Genomic DNA, 17296 nt, shown 5'->3' on the forward strand with positions numbered 1-17296 from the left:
CATTGGTGTGGCACACTGCAGCTCACCGCCGTGGTGATCCGCCGCGGTGATCCTCCGCGGTGATCCTCCGCGGTGAGCCGCCGCGCCGTCCGCCAACCGGAGCCTGCCTTGCGATGACCCGCCCGCCGCCTGCCGCGCGCGTCGGCCTGATTGCCGACACCCATAACCTGATGCGTCCCGAAGCGCTGCAGTATCTGGCCGGCTGCGACGCGATCATTCACGCGGGCGACATCTGCTCGCCCGCGGTACTCGACGCGCTGGCCGGGCTCGCGCCGGTGACCGCGGTGCGCGGCAACAACGATACCGGCGCGTGGGCGGGCGCGCTGCCGCGGCTTGCGCGCATCAGGATCCGGCAGGTGACGATCCTGGTTGTCCACGACCTCGCCGATCTGCCCGATCTGCCGCGCGACCTGCACGCGGCGGGCGTCGGCGTCGTCGTGAGCGGGCATTCGCATCAGCCGTCGGTGGCCGGGCGCGACGGCGTGCTGTTCGTCAATCCCGGCAGCGCCGGGCCACGGCGGTTTCGTCTGCCGGTCAGCGCGGGCATGCTGTCGATCGACGGCGCGCTCGCCCACGCGACGCTTCAGCCATTGCTCGCCTGAGCCGGCGCGCGCAGCGGACGCGCGCGAGCAAAAAAAATCCGCGCACGCGGCGCGGATCGTCCCTGAACGCGCGCGTTCAGCTCTGGGCCGGCGGCACGTAGCCCGACGCCTGATCGGCGCCTTCGCCGAAGAAGAACTTCTCGGTCTGCTTCATCAGATACTGGCGAGCCCGCGGGTCGGCCATGTTCAGGCGGTTTTCGTTGATCAGCATCGTCTGCTGCTTCAGCCACGCCTGCCATGCTTCCTTCGAGATGCTCTCGTAAATCCGCTTGCCGAGTTCGCCCGGCAGCGGCGGGAAATCGAGACCTTCGGCTTCCTTGCCGAGCTTAGCGCATTGAACCGTACGAGCCATGCTGTGCTTCTCCTGTTATCGGTGGGGGGCGGCGCTGCTCAGAGCTGTTTCATCAGCACGAGCGACTTGCGCTGCCAGTTGTAGAGGCGGCGGCGATCTTCCGGCAGGTCGTCGACCGTGACCTTCACGAAGCCGCGTTTGAGGAACCAGTGTTCGGTGCGCGTGGTGAGCACGAAGATGCCCGTCAGGCCGCGTGCCCGCGCGCGCTGCTCGATGCGCCTGAGCAGCCGCTCGCCGTCGCCGGTGCCCTGGGCTTCCGGCGCGACGGTGAGGCAGGCCATCTCGCCGATGCGCTCCTGCGAGTACGGATACAGCGCGGCGCAGCCGAACAGCACGCCGTCGTGCTCGATCACCGAGAAGTGGTCGATGTCGCGCTCGATCTGATGGCGGCCGCGCCTCACGAGCGTGCCGTCCGCTTCGAGCGGCTCGATCAGCGACAGGATGCCGCCGACGTCGTCCGGCGTCGCTTCGCGCAGGCTCTCCAGATTCTCGTACGAGATCATCGTGCCGACGCCGTCGTGCAGGAACAGTTCGAGCAGCAGGCTGCCGTCGAGCGCGTGCGGCACGATGTGCGCGCGCGCCACGCCGCCGCGGCAGGCGCGGATGCAGTGCTTCAGGTAAAAGCCCGCGTCGCCCTGGACCTCGCCGCTTTCGTGCAGCCTGTACGCGTCGTCGAGCGACATTTCGCGGATCAGCTCGCCCGCCTCGTTGATGAGGCCCTGCGTTTCGGTGAGGAACACGATCTTGTCGGCGCGCAGCGCGATCGCGGCGGCCGACGCGACGTCTTCCATCGCGAGGTTGAACGCCTCGCCGGTCGGCGAAAAGCCGAGCGGCGACAGCAGCACCAGCTTGCGGCTCGCGAGCGAGTGGCGGATCGAGTCCGCGTCGATCTTGCGCACGACGCCGGTATGCTGGAAGTCGACCCCGTCCAGAATGCCGACCGGACGCGCCGTCACGAAGTTGCCGGACACGACGCTGATGTGCGCGTGCGCCATCGGCGTGTTCGGCAGCCCCTGGCTGATCGCCGCCTCGATGTCGAGACGCACCTCGCCGGCCGCTTCCTTGGCGGATTCGAGCGCGCGCGCGTCGGTGATGCGCATGCCGTGCGAAAACTCGGATTCGACGCCGTGCAGGCTCATCTGCTCCTCGACCTGCGGGCGCGAGCCATGCACCAGCACGATCTGGATGCCCATCGCCTGCAGCAGCGCGATGTCGGAGACGAGCGCATTCAGCAGTCCCTGGTGCACGACCTCGCCGCCGAAACCGACGACGAAGGTCTTGTTGCGGAACGCGTGAATGTACGGCGCGACCGAGCGCATCCAGTCCACGAATTGCGCGTGCTGCGAGTCGGATTCCGTAGGGCTGGGTGAGGCCGGAGCGCTAGCGGGCATGGGGGCGAGGTCGGTTCGGGAATTCATGCCCGGGATTATAATGCGCCCCCATGTCGAATGTCCCTAAAAGTCCCGCGGCGCATCCTGCTTCGCCGGGCCCTTCCGCCGGCTCCGCCGACCGATCCGCACCTGACGCACCGAAGGCGCCCGCCGCACCCGCCGTGCCCACGGCATCCGCCGCGCCCGCCGTATCCGCCGCATCCACGGCACCCGCCACTCCCGCGCAGTCCGAGCGCAGCGCCGCGTCGGCCGCGTCGGCCGTGCCGCCCGCGCGATCCGCCGGCCGCGCGGCGGCCCCTCGCGCCGGCGCGGGCGTCGGCGAGCGCGCCACGCAGGCCCGCTGCGACGGCTTGCCCGCCGCGCGCGGCAGCGGGAAAGCGGCGCCCCCCGCCGGCCCGCACGCGCCGCGCCGCGCGCCGCGCGCGGCGGCGCCCAATCCGGTGCCGCCGGTCACGTTCCCGGAAGCGTTGCCGGTGTCCGGCCGGCGCGACGAGATCGCGCGCGCGATCGCCGCGCACCAGGTCGTGATCGTGTGCGGCGAAACCGGCTCGGGCAAGACCACCCAGTTGCCGAAGATCTGTCTCGCGCTCGGCCGCGGGCTCGGCGCGGGCGGCACGGGGCTGATCGGCCACACGCAGCCGCGCCGGATCGCGGCGTCGAGCACCGGACGGCGGATCGCCGAGGAACTCGGCACGCCGTTCGGCGAGGTGGTCGGCTACAAGGTGCGGTTCACCGACAACCTCGCGCCGGGCGCGTCGGTCAAGCTGATGACGGACGGCATCCTGCTTGCCGAAACGCAGACCGACCCGCTGCTGAAGGCGTACGACACGCTGATCATCGACGAGGCGCACGAGCGCAGCCTGAACATCGATTTCCTGCTCGGCTATCTGCGCGAAATCCTGCCGAAGCGGCCGGATCTGAAGCTGATCGTGACCTCCGCGACGATCGACGCGGAGCGCTTCGCGCGTCATTTCGGCCGCGACGCGCAGCCGGCGCCGGTGATCGAGGTGAGCGGGCGGCTCTATCCGGTCGAGGTGCGCTACCGGCCTGTCGCGCAGGACCGCCTCGCGCCGCCGCCCGGTGCGCCAGCCGCGCGCGAGCGGCCGCGCGCGGCGCGCGAGACCGGCCGGGAGCGCGAGCGCGATCTGATGGACGCGCTCGTCGACGCGGTCGACGAGCTGTGCCGCGAGGGCCCCGGCGACGTGCTGGTGTTTTTGCCCGGCGAGCGCGAGATTCGCGACGCGGCCGAGGCGCTGCGCAAGCATCATCCGCCGCATACGGAAATCCTGCCGCTGTTCGCGCGGCTGTCCGCGCAGCAGCAGGAGCTCGTGTTCCGGCCCTCGAACGCGCGACGGATCGTGCTCGCGACGAACGTCGCGGAAACCTCGCTGACGGTGCCCGGCATCCGCTACGTGGTCGACACCGGGCTCGCGCGCGTGAAGCGCTATTCGTACCGCAACAAGGTCGAGCAGCTGCAGGTCGAGCCGATTGCGCAGGCCGCCGCGAACCAGCGCGCCGGGCGCTGCGGACGGGTCGCCGACGGCATCTGCATCCGGCTTTACGACGAGGCCGATTTTGTCGCGCGCGCGCGCTTCACCGATCCCGAGATCCTGCGCTCGTCGCTCGCGTCGGTGATCCTGCGGATGAAGTCGCTGCACCTGAGCGCGATCGAAACGTTTCCATTCATCGAGCCGCCGCCCGGCCGCGCGATCGCCGACGGCTATCAGCTGCTCAACGAACTCGGCGCGGTCGACGACGACAACGCGCTCACGCCGCTCGGCCGCGAACTCGCGCGGCTGCCGCTCGATCCGCGGGTCGGCCGGATGATTCTCGCCGCGCGCGACCAGCAGGCGCTGCGCGAGGTGCTGATCATCGCGAGCGCGCTGTCGGTGCAGGATCCGCGCGAGCGGCCGCTCGAAGCACAGGCCGAGGCCGACGCCGCGCACCGGCGCTTCGCCGACGAGCGCTCCGAGTTCCTGCAGTGGCTGCGGATCTGGAACTGGTTCGAGGAAGCGGTCGCGCACAAGAAGTCGAACCGGCAACTGGCCGACGCCTGCCGCAGCCAGTTCCTGTCGCATCTGCGTCTGCGCGAATGGCGCGATGTGCACTCGCAGCTGCTCACGGTGGTGCGCGAGCACGGCTGGCGCGTGAACGAGGCCGACGCGACCTTCGAGCAGATCCACCTCGCGCTGCTGACGGGGCTGCTCGGCAACCTCGGCCTGAAAGCCGACGACGAACCGTATTACCTCGGCGCGCGCGGCATCAAGTTCTATCTGTGGCCGGGCTCGGCGCTCGCGAAGAAGGCCGGGCGCTGGGTGATGGCCGCCGAACTCGTCGAGACGAGCCGGCTCTATGCGCGCTGTCTCGCGAAGATCGAGCCGGAGTGGATCGAGCGGATCGGCGCGCATCTGCTGAGAAAGTCGCTGTCCGAGCCGCACTGGGAGAAGCGCGCGGCGCAGGTGTCCGCCTACGAGCGCGCGGTGCTGTACGGGCTGACGGTGTATCAGCGGCGGCGCGTCGCGTTCGGCCGCCAGGATCCGGCCCGCGCGCGCGAGCTGTTCATTCGCGGCGCGCTCGTCGACGGCGAATTCGACACCAAGCTCGCGTTCTTCGCGCACAACCGCAAGCTGCTGGCGGAGATCGAGCAGCTCGAACACAAGTCGCGCCGTCAGGACGTGCTGGTCGACGACGAACTGATCTACGCGTTCTACGACGACGCGATCCCCGAGGGGATCCACACCGGCGCCGCGTTCGAGCGCTGGTATCGCGACGCGGTGACGGCGGCCGGCCAGCCCGAGGACCGGCTGCGCCTGCTGTACCTGTCGCGCGACGACCTGATGCGCCACGAGGCGGCCGGCGTGACGACGGAGCTGTTTCCGAAGCGCGTCGCGATGGCCGGCATCGAGATGACGCTCGGCTATCACTTCGAGCCCGGTTCGCCGCGCGACGGCGTGACGCTCGCGGTGCCGCTCTACGCGCTGAACCAGATCGACGCGCGCCGCTGCGAATGGCTCGTGCCGGGCATGCTGAAGGAAAAGGCGCAATTGCTGCTGAAGTCGCTGCCGCAGAAGCTGCGCCGCCACTGCGTGCCGCTGCCCGACTATGCGGGTGGTTTCGTGCAGCGGGCGGGCGGCGAGCGCTTCGGCGCGTCCGCGCTGCTCGACGCGCTGATCGCGGATGTGCGCGCCGAGACCCAGGTCGCGCTGAAGCAGGCCGACTTCAAGCTGGAGACGCTGCCCGCGCACCTGTTCATGAACTTCAAGGTGATCGACGAGCATGGGCGGCAGCTGGCGATGGGCCGCAACCTTGCGCAGCTGCGCGCGGAACTGGGCGCACAGGCGCAGCAGCAGTTCCAGAAGCTCGCCGCGGGCGTGACGCTCGGCGGCGAAGCGGCCGCGTCCGCCGGCGCGACGCGTGGTGCTGCACCGGCGGGGCCGGCGCGCGGCGCACCGGCGCCGGCCCCTGCGCGCGCGACGGGTGCAGCGGCGGCGGCAGCGCCAGCGGCGGCGGGCACGGTCGCCACCGCGCTTTATGAAAACCTGACGACGTGGAATTTCGGCAAGCTGCCCGAGCTGCTCGAAATCCGCCGTGGTGGACAGACGCTGTTCGGCTATCCCGCGCTCGTCGATCGTGGCGCGCATTGCGATGTCGAGGTCTTCGATTCGCCCGAGGAGGCCGCGCGGATCCATCGCGCGGGGCTGCGTCGGCTGTTCGCGCTGCAGCTGAAGGAGCCGATCCGGTATCTGGAGAAAAATCTGCCCGGATTGCGCGAAATGGCGATGCAGTACATGACGCGCGGCACGCAGGACGAACTGCGCGACCAGCTGATCGACACCGCGCTCGACCGCGCGTGCCTGCAGGCGCCGCTGCCGGACGACGACGCAACCTTCCACGCGCGCCGCGACGAAGGCCGCAGCCGCCTGACGCTGCTCGCCCAGGAGATTGCGCGCCTCGTCGGGCAGATCCTCGCCGAGTATGCGGCGCTCGGCAAGAAGCTCGCGCAGGCGAAGCCGTTCGCCGCCGCGCATGCGGACCTGCAGGCGCAGCTCGATGCGCTGATCGGCAAGCGCTTCGTGATCGACACGCCGTATGCGCAGCTCGCGCATTTTCCGCGCTACCTGAAGGGGATCGCGCTGCGCATCGACAAGCTGCGCGCCGACCCGGCGCGCGACGCGCGCCAGTTCGCCGAACTGCAGCCGCTCGCGCAGCATTACCAGCGCGCGCTGGCGCAGCGCGCCGGCGTGCCCGATGCGCGGCTGACGGAGTTTCGCTGGCTGCTGGAGGAATTGCGCATCTCGCTGTTCGCGCAGGAACTGCGCACGCCGATGCCCGTATCGGTCAAGCGGCTGCACAAGGTGTGGGAGTCGATGCAGCGCTGAGCCGCGCGACGCGCGGGACGATCGGGGTCAAGCATCGGGGCTTACAGAACGGCTACAATGGGCGCCTCTCATTCGAGGCCTCTCCCCATGCGTCTATTCTCCTCACGCGGCCTGCGCGCCGCGCGCGCGGCCGGCGTGCTGCTGGTCGCGGCGGCCGCGTTGTGGGCGCCGTCCGCCCGCGCGAACCGTGTGATCGTGCTCAATTCGGGCGAGGCGACGCTCAGCCTGATCGACGAGGCCACGCACCAGGTGGTCGGCACCGTGCCGACCGGCAAGGAACCGCATCACCTGATGGCGACGCCGGACAACGCGTCGCTGATCGTCGCGAATTCGGTGTCCAACAACCTGATGCTCGTCGACCCGAAAACCGGCAGCGTGCAGCGCTGGATCGAGAACGTCGAGGATCCGTACCAGATCGGCTTTTCGCCGGATCGCCGCTGGTTCGTCACGACCGGCCTGCGCCTCGACCGGCTCGACATCTACCATTACGACGGCCACGGCGGCATCACGCTCGCGCGCCGCCTGCCGCTTCGCGTGATGCCGAGCCACCTCGCGTTCTCGAACGACAGCCGCACCGTGTTCGTCACGCTGCAGGTGTCCGGCGAGGTGGCCGCGGTCGATCTGGCGACCCAGCAGGTGCGCTGGAAAATGAAGGTCGGCAAGTTTCCGGCGGGCCTGTGGATGACGCCGGGCGATCGCTACCTGCTGGTCGGGATGACCGGCGCGGACTATGTCGCGGTGCTCGACTGGCGCACCCGGACGATCGTGAAGACGATCCACACCGGCGCCGGCGCGCACAACTTCCGCTCGCTGGCGGACGGCCGGCATGTCGCGGTGTCCAATCGCGTCGCGAACACGATCAGCCTGATCGACGAGATGTCGCTCGAAAACGTCGGCGACATCACCGGACTGCTGCCCGGCCCGGACGACATGGAGCTCACCGCCGACCGGCGCTACCTGTGGGTGACGTTCCGCTTCGCGAGGCATGTGGGCATCATCGACCTGCGCAGCCGCAAGCTGATCGAAACCATCGCGGTGGGGCGTTCGCCGCACGGCATCTACTTCTACGACCGCGCACCCGTCACCGCGCCCAACGGCGCCTGACGCCGCCCGCCCGGGGGCCGGCCGTCCGCGCATTGCGCACGGCGCGCCCGCGTGGTTTATCCTGTGGGACGGGATGGCGCCGCGTGCCGCGTGGTACGCCCGCCCGTCCCGTCTCATTGACACCGACCTGTCCTCTCTCGCATGAATGACCTGTTGCGCTCGTTCGGGCGCGCGCTTGCCAGCGCGCTGCATCCGCGCATGCTGTGGCTTACCTTCGTGCCGTTCTTCGCGGCGACGCTCGGCTGGGGCCTGCTGTTGTGGTTCTTCTGGCAAACGCTGATCGGCGCGACGCGCACCTGGCTCGACGGGTGGCGTTTCACGAACACGCTGTACCGGCTGTTCGACGGGTTCGGCTTCACCGCGCTGCATGCGGCGCTCGCGCCGTTCGTCGTGGTTGCGCTGGCGATTCCGCTGATCGTCGTGACGATCCTGCTGCTGATCGCGACGCTCGCGATGCCCGGCGTGATCCGCCATCTGGCGGCGCGCCAGTTCGCCGGCCTCGAGATGCGGCGCGGCGGAACGTGGTACGGTAGCCTCGCGCATACGGCATGGACCACGCTGCTGTGCCTCGTGCTGATGATCGTCACGCTGCCGCTCTGGCTGATTCCGCCGTTTTTCGCGCTGGTTCCGCCGTTGCTGTGGGGCTGGCTCACCTACCGCGTGATGACCTACGATGCGCTCGCCCTGCACGCGAGCCGCGACGAGCGTCGCGCGCTGGTGCGCCGGCACCGGCTGCCGCTGCTCGCGATCGGCGTCGCGAGCGGGCTGCTCGGCTCGCTGCCGACGCTGCTGTGGGCGTCGTCGGTGTGGCTGCTCGTGCTGTTTCCGGTGATGACCGCGGTGACGATCTGGATCTACGCGTTCATTCTCGTATTTACCGCGCTGTGGTTCGGCCATTACTGTCTGCGCGCGCTGCAGCGCCTGCGCGCGCAAGCGCCGGGTGTGCGGCACGCGGCGTCCGGTGTTCCGGCCGAATCCGGACTGAACTGATTTGAACTGATCTGAGAGGCCGCAATGGCATTTGGCGTCATCATCATCGGCGACGAGATCCTGTCGGGCAGACGGGTCGACAAGCATCTGCAGAAGGTCATCGCGCTGCTCGGCGCGCGGGGGCTGTCGCTCGCGTGGGCCGAATACGTCGGCGACGAACCGGCGCGCATCACGGCGACGCTGCGCCGCAGCTTCGCGTCGGGCGACATCGTGTTCTCGACGGGCGGCATCGGCGCGACCCCCGACGATCACACGCGACAGTGCGCCGCCGCCGCGCTCGACGTGCCGCTCGAACTGCATCCGCAGGCCGCGGTGCTGATCCGCGAGCGTATCCGCGACATGCATCCGGCGGACGCGGCGACGCCGGTCGATTACGATTCGCCGGAGAACCGCCACCGGCTGAACATGGGCACGTTCCCGCGCGGCGCCGCGATCATCCCGAACGGCTACAACAAGATTCCCGGCTTCTCCGTGGGCGATCATCATTTCGTGCCGGGCTTCCCGGTGATGGCCTGGCCGATGATCGAATGGGTGCTCGACACGCACTACGCGCATCTGCACCACGCAATGCCGCACGCGGAGAAATCGCTGCTGGTGTTCGAGCTGCCCGAATCGACGCTCACGCCGCTGATGGAGCGCCTCGAGCACGATTTTCCCGGCGTGCGCGTGTTCAGCCTGCCGAGCGTCGGCGATGCGGAGCGTGGCGGCATCTATGCGCGCCGCCATATCGATCTCGGCGTGAAAGGCGAGCCCGAGGCGGTGGCGGCGGCGTTCGTGCGCCTGCGCGAGGGCGTGCATCTGCTCGGCGGCGATATCGTCGAGCCCGACATGGCAAGCGGCGTGCGGCGCGCGGATTGACGCGCCGCGATGTGCGGGCGCGGGGCGCGGGGCGAGGCGCGCGAGCAGCGGGGTGCCCGGAATGCGCGCGAGGAATGCATGCCAGGAAGGTGGCGGGGGCGTGCCGTTACGGCACGCGCGGTCGGTCAGTCAGCCCATCATCGCAGTGTCACACGCGGCGCCGACGATGCGGCGGATACCGCGACGCGCCGTCAGGCGCCGATCCACGGCAGTCCGCGGAAACACCAGCCCGACACCGTCTTGCGATGCCCCTGACCGTCCTTGTCCCCTTCGAAGCCTTCCAGCAGATCGAACGCGTGCGTGAAGCCGGCCTGGGTGGCGGCGATCGCGGCGAGCTTCGAGCGCGCGGCGCTGCGGCACAGGAACAGCAGCGGCGTGTCGGACGGCGCGAGTTCGCCGAGCTGCTGCAGGAACGCCTGATTCGGCACCGCGCCGGGATAGCGGGTCCATTCGAGGTGCGCGTACTGGCCGTCGCCGACCACCGGCCGGCCCACCCAGTCGAGTTCGGCGCGCGTGCGCACGTCGACGAGACGCGCGCGCGGATCGAGTTGCAGAAGCTCGAAGGCCTCGGCGGGCGACACCGCGCCGGCGTACGGCAACTGGTGGTCGATGCGGCGCTTTTCGGCCTGCGCGTACAACTGCTCGAGCGTGCTCATGACGGCGAATCTCCTTCGGACCAAATGACCATTCTAGCGCGCCGGCTTCACGCTGCGTGCCGCGCCCCGGGCGGCCTCGCGATCGACGCGGCCAGATCGGATGCGCCGGAATGGTGCAAAATATCGGGTATGCACCGGTATGGAGAATTTCTCGTGGTGCAAATTCGAGATTGCACCGGTGTGGTGCTTTTGTGCGATGTGCGATACGCGGGGCGCGCCCGCCGAGGTGCCGCGATTCCCTGCAAACGCGCGTCCAGTCGGACTTTGCGCCGCGTTGGCGCATTCATGGCACGGAAGCTGCTTATTTCGGGCCGATCGATCCGGTGCCCGGCGCAGCCGGGGTGCGCGGCGGCGGTGCGCGGCGCGCATCGCACCGCGACCTAGACGCGCGAGGGCGGGTCAGCTAGATTGGGGCGGCGGCTCAATCCGCCGAATTCGTTAATCAGGAGATAGGTTATGAGTAAATCCGTGGCCGACGTCATGCAACTCGTCAAGGACGAGGACGTCAAGTTCGTCGACTTCCGTTTCACCGACACGCGCGGCAAGGAACAACACGTCTCGGTGCCGGTGTCGGCATTTGACGATGACAAATTCGAAAGCGGCCATGCGTTCGACGGTTCCTCGATTGCAGGCTGGAAGGGCATCGAGGCGTCGGACATGCTGCTCGTGCCGGACCCGAACACCGCCTTCATCGACCCGTTCTACGAAGAGTCGACCCTCGTGCTGACCTGCGACGTCGTCGAACCGGCGGACGGCAAGGGCTACGAACGCGACCCGCGCTCGCTCGCGAAGCGCGCGGAAGCCTACCTGAAGAGCTCGGGCCTGGGTGACACGGCGTTCTTCGGTCCGGAACCGGAATTCTTCATTTTCGACTCGGTGCAGTGGAGCACCGACATGTCGGGCTGCTTCGTGAAGATCGGCTCGGAAGAAGCGCCGTGGTCGTCGGCGAAGGAATTCGAAGGCGGCAACACGGGCCATCGCCCGGGCGTGAAGGGCGGCTACTTCCCGGTCGCGCCGGTCGACTCGTTCCAGGACATGCGCTCGGAAATGTGTCTGCTGCTCGAGCAGATCGGCATTCCGGTCGAAGTGCATCACCATGAAGTGGCAGGCCAGGGCCAGAACGAAATCGGCACGAAGTTCTCGACGCTCGTGCAGCGCGCGGACTGGACCCAGCAGCTGAAGTACATCGTGCACAACGTCGCGCACACGTACGGCAAGACGGCGACCTTCATGCCGAAGCCGGTCGTCGGCGACAACGGCTCGGGCATGCACGTGCACCAGTCGATCTGGAAGGACGGCCAGAACCTGTTCGCGGGCAACGGCTATGCGGGCCTGTCGGAATTCGCGCTGTTCTACATCGGCGGCATCATCAAGCACGCGCGCGCACTGAACGCGCTCACGAACCCGACGACGAACTCGTACAAGCGTCTCGTGCCGCACTTCGAAGCCCCGGTGAAGCTCGCCTACTCGGCGCGCAACCGCTCGGCGTCGATCCGGATTCCGCACGTGAGCAACCCGAAGGGCCGCCGCATCGAAACCCGCTTCCCGGATCCGATGGCCAATCCGTACCTGTGCTTCTCGGCGCTGATGATGGCCGGTCTCGACGGCGTGCAGAACAAGATCCATCCGGGCGAAGCCGCGGACAAGAACCTGTACGACCTGCCGCCGGAAGAGGATGCGAAGATCCCGACCGTGTGCGCCGGCCTCGACCAGGCGCTTGAAGCGCTGCACAAGGACCGCGAGTTCCTCACGCGCGGCGGCGTGTTCACGGACGGCATGATCGACGCGTACCTCGAACTGAAGGAAGCCGAACTGCAACGCGTGCGCATGACCACGCACCCGGTCGAGTTCGAACTGTACTACTCGCTGTAAGCGGCGATGGCGCTTCGCCTGGACAGCCTGGCGAAGCGCATGCCCGACGCGCGCATCCGGTCGAACGGGATGCACCAGGGGACGGCGGCGCCGTCCCTTTTTCGTTGCGCGCCGGGCAACGTTTGCGCGTCGTCGGCGAGGCGCGCGCGCCGGGTCGTTCCACCATCTCACCTCGGCCAGACTGCAAGATGGTTCTGAAGAATCTGATCAAAGCAAGAAAAGGGCATGCCGAGCCGCTGTCGGATAACCCGCAACTGCTGGACTCGGGGTTGCTGCCGGGGTTCGAGGCGTTGCCGACGGTCGTGCTCGTGATCGAGAAGCGCACGCTGCACCTGGCGTTCGCGAATCCGTCAGCCGAGTCGATGCTCGAACTGTCGCGCCGGCAGCTCACGCAGATGGCGTGGACGGATCTGTTTGCGAACGCGGACGAGCTGGTCGCGACGATCGCGTCGATTGCCGAACACCGCTTTCACGCGACGCATCTGGACGCGGTGCTCGAACGCGCGGGGCACGAACCGCTGCATGTGCATGCCATCGTCGGCTACCTCGAAGGCGCGCCGGATCACGTGCTGCTCGAACTGTTCGAAAACGAGCGGCATCTGCGCACGGATCGCGAGGAGCGCATCAACGACCTGACCGCGGTCAACAAGCAACTGATCCGCAACCTCGCGCACGAGATCAAGAATCCGCTCGGCGGCATCCGCGGCGCGGCGCAGCTGCTCGAATTCGAGCTCGGCGGGCGCGGGCGCGACGAACTGCGCGAGTACACGCAGGTGATCATCAAGGAGTCGGACCGGCTGCAGACGCTCGTCGACCGGTTGCTCGAACCGCACCGGCATCCGCACATCGTCGGCGACGTCAACATTCACGAGGTGTGCGAACGCGTGCGCGCGGTGATTCTCGCGGAGTTTCCGCGCGGGCTCACGATCGAGCGCGACTACGACGTGAGCGTGCCCGATCTGCGCGGCGACAAGGAGCAGCTGATCCAGGCGGTGCTGAACATCGTGCGCAACGCGGCCGAAGCGCTGCGCGAGCGCATCTCGCAGGGCGATGCGCGCATCGAGTTGCGCACGCGCGTCGCGCGCAAGGTGACGATTTCAAAACGCCTGTGCAAGCTGGCACTGGACTTGCATATTATCGATAACGGGCCGGGCATTCCCGAGGACATCCGCGACCGCATTTTCTATCCGCTCGTATCGGGGCGCGAAGACGGCAGCGGTCTCGGGTTGACGCTCGCGCAGACCTTCGTGCAGCAGCACGACGGTCTGATCGAGGTGGAAAGCCGGCCGGGTCACACCGAGTTTCAGATTCTGCTGCCGCTCGACTGCTAGGACCCCACGCCTCTCAAGACTTCTGACCGACCTTATGAAGCCGATCTGGATAGTAGACGACGATCAATCGATACGCTGGGTGCTCGAAAAGGCGCTTGCCCGCGAGAACTTCACGACGCGCAGCTTTGCGAACGTGCGCGACGCGGCTCTCGCGCTCGATCACGACAGTCCGCAGGTGCTGGTGTCGGACATCCGCATGCCCGGCGGTTCCGGGCTCGAACTGCTGCAGACCGTGCGCGAGCGTCTGCCGGGGCTGCCGGTCATCATCATGACCGCGTTCTCCGATCTCGACAGCGCGGTGGCCGCGTTCCAGGGCGGTGCGTTCGAGTATCTCGCGAAACCGTTCGACATCGACAAGGCGGTCGAACTGATTCGCCGCGCGGTGGACGAGAGCATGCGCGGCGAGCAGACGTGGGACGAGCGCATTGCCGATGCCCCGGAAATGCTCGGCCAGGCGCCGGCGATGCAGGACATGTTCCGCGCGATCGGCCGCCTGTCCCATTCGGCGGCAACCGTGCTCATTACCGGCGAATCGGGCACCGGCAAGGAGCTGGTCGCGCGTGCGCTGCACCGTCATAGCCCACGCGCGAACGGTCCGTTCATCGCGCTGAACACCGCGGCGATTCCGAAAGATCTGCTGGAGTCCGAACTGTTTGGCCATGAGCGCGGCGCGTTCACCGGCGCGCAGGCGATGCGCCAGGGGCGTTTCGAGCAGGCCGAAAACGGCACGCTGTTTCTGGACGAAATCGGCGACATGCCGTTCGATCTGCAAACGCGTCTGCTGCGCGTGCTGTCGGATGGGCAGTTCTATCGCGTCGGCGGACACAGTCCATTGCGCGCGAACGTGCGCGTGATTGCCGCCACCCATCAGAACCTCGAAGCGCGCGTGCGTCAGGGGCTGTTTCGCGAGGATCTGTATCACCGCCTGAATGTGATCCGTCTGCGGCTGCCGGCGCTGCGCGAGCGCAGCGAGGATATTCCGCTGCTGACGCGCCATTTCCTGCAAAAGAGCGCGCGCGACCTCGGCGTCGAACCGAAGCGCGTGTCCGAGGAGGCGCTTGCCTACCTGACGTCGATGCCGTTTCCGGGCAATGTGCGCCAGCTCGAAAATCTCGCGAACTGGCTCACCGTGATGGCGCCGGCGCAGACGATCGAGGTGAAGGACCTGCCGCCCGATCTGGTGCCGGCGGCCGCCGGCGCGGCCGATCCGGCGGCGGCCAACGGCATGGCCGCCGATGCGGTGGCGAGCGCGGCGGCGCCGTCGCCCGCGAACGGCGCGGCGTTCGCGCCGCACGGCGTGGCCGGCGTGCCGGTCAACGTGCCGGCGAGCGCGTGGGAGGGCGGTTTGCGCACCGAAGTCGCGAAGATGCTGCGCGAGAACGCGGCCGACGTGATGGACGAACTCGCGCGGCGCTTCGAGGCCGCGGTGATTCGCGAGGCGCTCGATTTCACGCGCGGCCGCAAGGTCGAAGCGGCGGAGCGGCTGGGCATCGGCCGCAATACGATCACCCGCAAGATTCAGGAACTGAATCTCGAACCGTGACCACGTGCACGGCCGGCGCGGCGCGCCGGCCGTGCGCAGGGCATAATGCCGGCGTACCGCGTTGACGCCCTGCACGATGCCTGCCTCTATTTCCTCTACCTTGCCGGCGGCCTTCGACTGGCCGCTGTCCCCCGATCCGTTCCTGTGGCTCGAAGCGCTCGACGACCCCGCCGCGCGCGAATGGGTCGAGCGCCACAACGCCCGCACACGCGCCGCGTGGGCAGCCGATGCGCGCTTTGCCGCGTTGCGCGAGCGGCTCGCCGCCGCCTATCTGCCGCACGAACGGCCGGTGATTCCCGAGCGCTGGCAGGACTGGGCCTACGACCTGTGGCAGGACGCGCGCAATCCGAAGGGGATCTGGCGGCGCACGTCGTGGGCGAACTGGCGCGCCGGCACGCCCGCCTGGCAGACGCTGCTCGACTTCGATGCGCTGGGCGCGGCCGAAGGCACGCCGTGGGTCTGCGTCGACCTCGACATCCTCTATCCGGACGGCGATCGCGCGCTCGTCACGCTGTCGCCGGGCGGCTCGGACGCGCTCGTCGTGCGCGAATTCGACCTCGATGCGGGGCGCTTCGTCGAGGCGGGCTTTCGGATCGACCACGCGGGCAAGCATACGGTGTCGTGGATCGATCGCGACTCGCTCTATGTCGGCTGGGACAACGGCGGCAAGACGCTCACGCGCTCCGGCTATCCGCGCGAGGTGCGGCGCTGGCGGCGCGGCACCGCGCTTGCCGATGCCCCGGTGGTGTTTCGCGGCGCTTATCGCGACGTGAGCGTCGAGGCGGTCTACGATCCGATCGACGGGCGCCACACGGTCAGCCGCGGCGTCGACTTCTTCGACGCGCAGACCTGGTACCTCGACGCATCGCAGACGTGGCAGCGCTATGCGGTGCCGGCGCACGTCGCGGTCGGCGGCTGGGAGGGCTGGCTGCTGCTCGAACCGCGGCTCGACTGGCGATGCGGAGGCACGCGCTATCCGGGCGGCGCCTTGCTTGCGATCCGCGAGTCGGCGTTTCTGGCGGGGGCGCGCGACGTGATCGCGCTGTTCGTGCCGAACGAACGCACGTCGGCGTGCGACTGGACGCATACGCGCCATCAGCTGATCGTGTCGTATCTGGAGGATGTGCAAAGCCGCACCGTGCTGTGGCAGCCGCGGCAACGCGAGGACGGCGCATGGGCGTGGACGTCGCGGGCATTTGCGGCGCGCGAAGGCGCACAGGTCGACGTGGCGCCGGTCGAGGCGACGCTGAACGATGAGGTGTTCGTCGATATCGAGGATTACCTGCTGCCGCCCGAATATGCCCTGACGGATCTGGCCCGTGCGGACACCGGCGACTGGACGCTGCTCGACCGCTGGCCGACGCAGTTCGACGCCCGCCCGTACACGGTGCGCCGGGCGTGGGCGCGCTCGGCCGACGGCACGCGCGTGCCGTACACGCTGATCGGCGCGCGCGACGCGCTCGCGCCGGACGCGCTCGGCCGCGCCGCGCCCCGGCCCTGTCTGCTGACCGGCTACGGCGGCTTTGCGATTCCGCTCACGGCGGGCTATCTGGTGGGGCCCGCGCTCGGCTGGCTGGAGCAAGGCGGGGTGTATGCGGTCGCGCACATCCGGGGCGGCGGCGAATTCGGCAGCGCGTGGCATCAGGCCGCGCAGGGCGAACACCGGCAGCGTGCGTTCGACGATTTCATCGCGGTCGCCGAGGCGCTGATCGAAACGGGTGTCACGCGCGCCTCGCAACTCGGCATTCGCGGCGCGAGCAATGGCGGGCTGCTGGTGGCGGCGTGCGCGGTGCAGCGTCCGGCGCTGTTCGGCGCGGTGGTCTGCGAGGCGCCGCTGCTCGACATGCAGCGCTATGCGCAGTTGCACGCGGGTGCGTCGTGGATCGACGAGTATGGCGACCCGGACGATCCGCACGAGGCGCGCGCGCTTGCCGCCTATTCGCCGTATCACGGCGTGCGCGCGGAGCACGCGTACCCGCCCATGCTGTTCGCGACGTCGACCAGCGACGACCGCGTGCATCCGGCGCATGCGCGCAAGATGGTGGCGCGCATGCAGGCGCAGGGCGCATCCGGCGTCTGGTATGCGGAGAATACCGACGGCGGCCATGGCGGCGGTGCCGATGAACTGGAACAGGCCGACCACGACGCGCTGGTGTACGGCTTTCTGTGGTCGTGTCTCGCCGAGGCGCGCGCAGACTAGCGCCGCGCGCAGTGCCGC

The 17296-nt window shown here is 68.7% G+C and carries 12 protein-coding genes; 9 read left to right on the forward strand and 3 right to left on the reverse strand.

Annotated elements, in window-relative coordinates; all coding sequences use genetic code 11:
• Positions 1 to 113: 113 nt before the first annotated feature.
• Positions 114 to 602 carry a metallophosphoesterase family protein gene (locus AC3AP7_RS05070; RefSeq protein ID WP_475764747.1) on the forward strand — a complete coding sequence of 163 codons (489 nt, stop codon included), beginning with the start codon at positions 114 to 116 and terminating at the stop codon, positions 600 to 602.
• A 76-nt stretch (positions 603 to 678) separates the two neighbouring features.
• On the opposite strand, the gene AC3AP7_RS05075 is transcribed toward AC3AP7_RS05070, so the two are convergent.
• A complete protein-coding gene (locus AC3AP7_RS05075) occupies positions 679 to 954 on the reverse strand; it encodes an oxidative damage protection protein (RefSeq protein ID WP_475764746.1) in 276 nt (91 codons plus the stop codon).
• A gap of 38 nt (positions 955 to 992) precedes the next feature.
• A complete protein-coding gene (gene argA / locus AC3AP7_RS05080) occupies positions 993 to 2372 on the reverse strand; it encodes an amino-acid N-acetyltransferase (RefSeq protein ID WP_475764745.1) in 1380 nt (459 codons plus the stop codon).
• A 23-nt stretch (positions 2373 to 2395) separates the two neighbouring features.
• Between argA and hrpA the strand changes: the two genes are divergently transcribed.
• The 4 genes from hrpA (at position 2396) to AC3AP7_RS05100 (ending at position 9676) form a co-directional block, all read left to right on the forward strand.
• Complete coding sequence (gene hrpA / locus AC3AP7_RS05085) at positions 2396 to 6724, forward strand: ATP-dependent RNA helicase HrpA (protein ID WP_475764744.1); 4329 nt, start codon at positions 2396 to 2398, stop codon at positions 6722 to 6724.
• Between the two features lie 87 nt (positions 6725 to 6811).
• Positions 6812 to 7828: a YVTN family beta-propeller repeat protein gene (locus AC3AP7_RS05090; protein ID WP_475764743.1), complete on the forward strand. Its 1017-nt coding sequence runs from the start codon at positions 6812 to 6814 to the stop codon at positions 7826 to 7828.
• A gap of 141 nt (positions 7829 to 7969) precedes the next feature.
• Complete coding sequence (locus tag AC3AP7_RS05095) at positions 7970 to 8818, forward strand: EI24 domain-containing protein (RefSeq protein WP_475764742.1); 849 nt, start codon at positions 7970 to 7972, stop codon at positions 8816 to 8818.
• A gap of 24 nt (positions 8819 to 8842) precedes the next feature.
• Complete coding sequence (locus tag AC3AP7_RS05100; protein ID WP_475764741.1) at positions 8843 to 9676, forward strand: competence/damage-inducible protein A; 834 nt, start codon at positions 8843 to 8845, stop codon at positions 9674 to 9676.
• A 191-nt stretch (positions 9677 to 9867) separates the two neighbouring features.
• Here AC3AP7_RS05100 and AC3AP7_RS05105 read toward each other — a convergent pair whose 3' ends face one another.
• Positions 9868 to 10332 carry a rhodanese-like domain-containing protein gene (locus AC3AP7_RS05105; protein ID WP_475764740.1) on the reverse strand — a complete coding sequence of 155 codons (465 nt, stop codon included), beginning with the start codon at positions 10330 to 10332 and terminating at the stop codon, positions 9868 to 9870.
• 456 nt (positions 10333 to 10788) lie between these two features.
• Here AC3AP7_RS05105 and glnA point away from each other — a divergent pair, with 456 nt between their 5' ends.
• From glnA to AC3AP7_RS05125, 4 genes are all read left to right on the forward strand, one after another.
• A complete protein-coding gene (gene glnA, locus AC3AP7_RS05110; protein WP_475764739.1) occupies positions 10789 to 12204 on the forward strand; it encodes a type I glutamate--ammonia ligase in 1416 nt (471 codons plus the stop codon).
• A 188-nt stretch (positions 12205 to 12392) separates the two neighbouring features.
• A complete protein-coding gene (glnL, locus tag AC3AP7_RS05115; protein ID WP_475764738.1) occupies positions 12393 to 13535 on the forward strand; it encodes a nitrogen regulation protein NR(II) in 1143 nt (380 codons plus the stop codon).
• A 34-nt stretch (positions 13536 to 13569) separates the two neighbouring features.
• Entirely contained in the window at positions 13570 to 15078 is a 1509-nt protein-coding gene (gene ntrC, locus AC3AP7_RS05120) for a nitrogen regulation protein NR(I) (RefSeq protein WP_475764737.1), read from the forward strand.
• Positions 15079 to 15154: 76 nt separating this feature from the next.
• A complete protein-coding gene (locus AC3AP7_RS05125) occupies positions 15155 to 17278 on the forward strand; it encodes a prolyl oligopeptidase family serine peptidase (protein ID WP_475764736.1) in 2124 nt (707 codons plus the stop codon).
• Positions 17279 to 17296: the final 18 nt, after the last annotated feature.

Source organism: Paraburkholderia sp. PAMB 6770, assembly GCF_057748135.1.

Coding starts and splice junctions, on each gene's coding strand:
- AC3AP7_RS05070 (WP_475764747.1), top strand. CDS start 114: ATGACCCGCCCGCCGCCTGCCGCGCGCGTCGGCCTGATTGCCGACACC.
- AC3AP7_RS05075 (WP_475764746.1), bottom strand. CDS start 954: ATGGCTCGTACGGTTCAATGCGCTAAGCTCGGCAAGGAAGCCGAAGGT.
- argA (WP_475764745.1), bottom strand. CDS start 2,372: ATGAATTCCCGAACCGACCTCGCCCCCATGCCCGCTAGCGCTCCGGCC.
- hrpA (WP_475764744.1), top strand. CDS start 2,396: ATGTCGAATGTCCCTAAAAGTCCCGCGGCGCATCCTGCTTCGCCGGGC.
- AC3AP7_RS05090 (WP_475764743.1), top strand. CDS start 6,812: ATGCGTCTATTCTCCTCACGCGGCCTGCGCGCCGCGCGCGCGGCCGGC.
- AC3AP7_RS05095 (WP_475764742.1), top strand. CDS start 7,970: ATGAATGACCTGTTGCGCTCGTTCGGGCGCGCGCTTGCCAGCGCGCTG.
- AC3AP7_RS05100 (WP_475764741.1), top strand. CDS start 8,843: ATGGCATTTGGCGTCATCATCATCGGCGACGAGATCCTGTCGGGCAGA.
- AC3AP7_RS05105 (WP_475764740.1), bottom strand. CDS start 10,332: ATGAGCACGCTCGAGCAGTTGTACGCGCAGGCCGAAAAGCGCCGCATC.
- glnA (WP_475764739.1), top strand. CDS start 10,789: ATGAGTAAATCCGTGGCCGACGTCATGCAACTCGTCAAGGACGAGGAC.
- glnL (WP_475764738.1), top strand. CDS start 12,393: ATGGTTCTGAAGAATCTGATCAAAGCAAGAAAAGGGCATGCCGAGCCG.
- ntrC (WP_475764737.1), top strand. CDS start 13,570: ATGAAGCCGATCTGGATAGTAGACGACGATCAATCGATACGCTGGGTG.
- AC3AP7_RS05125 (WP_475764736.1), top strand. CDS start 15,155: ATGCCTGCCTCTATTTCCTCTACCTTGCCGGCGGCCTTCGACTGGCCG.